This window comes from Pseudogemmobacter sonorensis (assembly GCF_042762395.1).
Lineage (GTDB): Bacteria > Pseudomonadota > Alphaproteobacteria > Rhodobacterales > Rhodobacteraceae > Pseudogemmobacter > Pseudogemmobacter sonorensis.
The window spans coordinates 1-3,934 of record NZ_JBEFZE010000067.1 but is presented as its reverse complement, the minus strand read 5'-3'; the positions used below and the strand labels follow the sequence as shown (position 1 = coordinate 3,934).

The 3,934-nt window shown below is 63.8% G+C and carries 5 protein-coding genes and 1 pseudogene; all 6 read right to left on the bottom strand.

The window, feature by feature from the left end:
• On the bottom strand, positions 1-1,716 hold a 1,716-nt coding region (locus ABNX41_RS21545; protein WP_438671732.1), incomplete at its 3' end, for a recombinase family protein.
• Positions 1,717-1,751: 35 nt separating this feature from the next.
• Positions 1,752-2,117 carry a type II toxin-antitoxin system VapC family toxin gene (locus tag ABNX41_RS21540; RefSeq protein ID WP_438671731.1) on the bottom strand — a complete coding sequence of 122 codons (366 nt, stop codon included), beginning with the start codon at positions 2,115-2,117 and terminating at the stop codon, positions 1,752-1,754.
• Positions 2,111-2,326, bottom strand: a complete 216-nt coding sequence (locus tag ABNX41_RS21535) for a ribbon-helix-helix protein, CopG family (protein ID WP_438671730.1) — start codon at positions 2,324-2,326, stop codon at positions 2,111-2,113. Before ABNX41_RS21535 ends, ABNX41_RS21540 begins: the two co-directional genes overlap by 7 nt.
• Positions 2,327-2,423: 97 nt before the next feature.
• The gene (locus ABNX41_RS21530; protein ID WP_438671729.1) at positions 2,424-2,552 is read right to left on the bottom strand and encodes a hypothetical protein; all 129 of its coding nucleotides are present in this window, start codon (positions 2,550-2,552) and stop codon (positions 2,424-2,426) included.
• Between the two features lie 103 nt (positions 2,553-2,655).
• Positions 2,656-2,871, bottom strand: coding sequence for a helix-turn-helix transcriptional regulator (locus tag ABNX41_RS21525; RefSeq protein ID WP_438671728.1), 216 nt, complete (start codon positions 2,869-2,871; stop codon positions 2,656-2,658).
• A gap of 137 nt (positions 2,872-3,008) precedes the next feature.
• A pseudogene (locus ABNX41_RS21520) lies at positions 3,009-3,934 on the bottom strand (Ti-type conjugative transfer relaxase TraA); the annotation flags it as partial.

Genomic DNA, 3,934 nt, shown 5'->3' with positions numbered 1-3,934 from the left:
AACCTCGCCGAGGCGGATATGACAAAGCCCCCGCATGGTGCGAGGGCTGGTGTCGGGTCCAGGTCGGATACGGTGGTTGCGGGGGCCTGCGGCCACTGGCGTCATAAGTCCTGTTCGCCCCTGTTCCGGCTGGGCGGCGGCGATACCGAGGATGCCCATCAACTCGCCGCGTAGTTCGGCATGCACCTCGCCCCGCTTCTCGCCGGGCGTGACAATGATCTCGCCGATCAACGAGCGCAGCGCCTCGGCCGCCTCGCGACCGCCATCGGGATCACGCAGGGCCTCGGCGAAGCGCGCGACGTTGCGGCTGTAGTTCGCCGCTACATTCGGGTGAACATCCGGCACATCGGCGGGGGCTTCGGCCATGCGGGCGGCGATCTCGGCCTTCTGGCGCTCCAACTCGTCCATCCGGGCCTTCATCGACGGCTGATACATGCCGTCCTCGATGGCCGCGATGATCCCGGCGATGGCGCGTTCGATCTTCGCCAGGGCGCGGCGGTCGGTGTCCTGCTGCGCCCGGCGCTGCTGGTTCAGGCGGTTGGTTTCCTCGACATAGGCGCTAACGGCTTCCCGCACCGCCTCGGCCGAGACCAGCCGCTCCTGCAATCCGGTCAGCACCCGCGCTTCCAGCTTCCCGCGAAGAATGGTGCGGTTGTTGGTGCAGGTGCCGCGCCGGTGATGATTGAGGCAGCCCAGCCGGTCGGAGAGGATGATGCCGATCTTCCCGCCGCAGCAGCCACAAGTCATCAGCCCTGAAAGGAGAGAAACCGGCCGGTTTGCCAGATGCAGGCGCTTCGCCCTGCCCTCGCGCGTATTGGCCGGGTTCGGACCAAAGATTTCCGCGATCTGCTTCTGGCGTTCGCGCACTGCATTCCAGAGCACATCGTCCACGATCCGCAGATGCGGAACTTCGGTCCTGATCCATGCGGTTTCCGGGTTCGGGCGCGAGACGCGCTTGCCGGTAGATGGGTCCTTGACGAAGCGGAGCCGGTTCCAGACCAGAACACCCGCGTAAAGCTCGTTGTTGACGATCCCGGTGCCGCGATTGCGATGGCCCCGGATGCTGGTGTCGCCCCATGCACGGCCCAGAGGACCGGGGATTCCGTCCCTGTTCAGGCCAACTGCGATGGCCTTGGGGCTTTTGCCGAATGCGAACTCGCGGAAGATGCGGCGGACGACCTCTGCCTCCTCGGGCACGATCTCGCGGTCGCCCCGGATCGGCTCGCCGTTGGCGTCCAGCTTCTTCACCACCTTGTAGCCATAGCAAAGCCCGCCGCCCGCCTTGCCCTTCTCCACCCTGCCCCGAAGGCCCCGGTGGGTCTTCATCGCAAGGTCTTTGAGGAACAAGGCGTTCATCGTGCCTTTCAGCCCGACATGCAGTTCCGTGACTTCGCCTTCGGCCAGCGTGACGATGGTGACGCCCGCGAATTTCAGATGCTTGAACAGTGTCGCCACATCCGCCTGATCGCGGCTGATCCGGTCCAGCGCCTCGGCCAGCAGGATGTTGAACTCGCCATGTTGCGCATCGCGCATGAGCCGCTGGATGCCGGGACGCAGGATCGTGCTGGCCCCGGATATGGCCGCGTCCTCATAGGAACCGACGATCTGCCACCGCTCGCGCCCCGCATGTTCCCGGCAAAGCCGGAACTGGTCCTCAATGGACGCCTCGTTCTGCTTGTCATCGGAATAGCGGGCATAGAGGGCGGAGCGGGTCATAACGGTCTCCTGTGGATCAGGTGATGCAGATTTCCCTACAGAGTATAGGGTTCGCGAACTCCCGGATCGCCGGGGGGAAAGTCCTTGGTGTTGCGGGTGACAAGCAGACGACCGGCAGTCTGTGCCGTTGCCCAGATCACCGCATCCGGCAGTTTGATACGATGCGCGCGCCGCAATTCCACCGCGCGGCTGGCAATCCCATCATCCAGCGCGATGACCTCGAAGCCGTCAAGGAAAAGCCGCGTCGGCTCGACCAGATCGGCGCTCGCCCCGACCATCACCTCCATCCATGTGATGATGCTGATGGCCCGGCTCTCGAAGCGTTCGATCTCCTCGCGCGCCTGCGGGATACCGTTCAGGTGGTCGATCAGGATATTGGTGTCGAACAGCGCACCTACCATTCGCTGCGTGCCTTCTCCTGATAGGCCAGACCATCGACCTTGCCTTTGCCCCAGAGGCCGAAGCCGTCTTCGACCTGCTCGCGGTGGTGGCGGTCGAGATAATCGTCTATCGCGGCCCGGATCAGCGCCGCACGGGACTGCCGCACCCGCCTGGCAAGATGATCCAGAGCTTCGACCTGCGCATCGTTCATATCGACAAGGGCTCGCATCGCATCCTCCATTGATATGTAATGCCCATATCATATAATTCAACATAATGGAAGGGAAAAGGCCAGTTCGGCGCTGCATGGAGCGATGATGATGCACTCATTCACTGTCATCGCCATCCCCCGTGTTCCCGGCGTTCGGCGATCTGTTATCGTTGGCCGCGCGCATGGCATTTGCGTAATCCTCGCGGGCCATGCGCCTGCCGATCAGGCGGGCGATGGTCAGCACCACCGCGTCCATCTGCTCAGACGCGCCGACTTCATGCCCGGCATCCCGTCTATCGGGCGGGCGGTTGTCGTTCGCCGGCCTCTCTCGGCCGGGACGTTTCCCATCACCGGCCATAATCTACCTCTGCCTCTGGTCTCCACCCGACCGGATCGGCGATCCAGCGGTTGATATCGGATTCATGCCAGCCCGCGCCGTTGGTGCTGATCTTCAGGCGGGGCGGGAACGTGCCCTCGGCGATCTTGCGATAGATAGTGGACCGGGACAGCCCGGTGCGGGCGAGAACGGTTTTCATGCGGATGATGCGGTCTGGTTGGCGCATGGTTCTGCTGCCTCCTTCTGGTCGTTTCTGGCGATTGCAGAGACCAGACAGGACAGTGATTTATCATTGCGCAACTGATACTTAGCCTGCGTAGGGCCATAGCGTAGAAACGGCGGCAAATGGGACGGTTCAACGTGCTACAATCCGATGCCCCGGCCTCTGCCAAGGCCGTGACTGAGGGCGAGTTGTCGGCCAAGCCTCATCCCTGAGTCGAAATCCATGCCGATGCCGAGTTGCTTCTTGCGGCCTTCGAGCAGGGATTCCATCTGCGGATCGCGTTCGAGGCTCATCGCCATGTTGCCCATCTCTGCCCGCGCTGACCTGTAGCCGGAATAGTTGCCCGCTGCATATTCCCGTTCCCCGGTCTGCCTGAGTTCCCGGAATCGTTCGACAAAGCGGTCTGCTCGCATATCGGGGTTCCTGCGCATCTCGGTTTCCATGCGAATGGCGCGCTTGACGGGCGCGGTGCGGTCGGGGTCGCCCGATGCCGCCTCCGTGGCGAATTCAGGATTCCGCTTGTAAACGGCTTCGGCATCACGCGCCCCGTCTGGCCGCAGCTCGTTGAAGGCGGTGCGGGCCTCGTGCAGGTCCTGCACCTGCTCGGGCGTTTCTGTCCGGCCCTGATCCTGAACCTTGAAGATCGCGTCCACCACACGGGCATGACGGATGAACGCCTGCTCCCTGCGCATGCGGTGCAGGAGTTCCTCCGGTTCGATCCCGGTCTCCTGCGCAACCTTCTCGACATCCCGCCGCACCTCCTGCCGCGCCACCTCTCTTTCCGGCCCTGGCGCGAGTGCAGGTTCGCCGGGCGCGCGCAGGCTGTCGATGAAGCCGTCCAGAGCCTCCCGCACGCGCTCCGGCATCAGCCTGCGCATGATCTGGGCGACGCGGGCACGGAAGCTGATGCCGCGCCGCTCGGCATAGTCCTGCGCCGGGTCGATCTGCTGGTCGTAATCGGACGCCATGTCCTTGGCCCGGTCACGCGACAGGGTGTTGATGAGCTTGCCCTGACTGGCGAAGTCATCGCGGCCAAAATGCAGGTCCATGCCGTCACGGTGGCGCG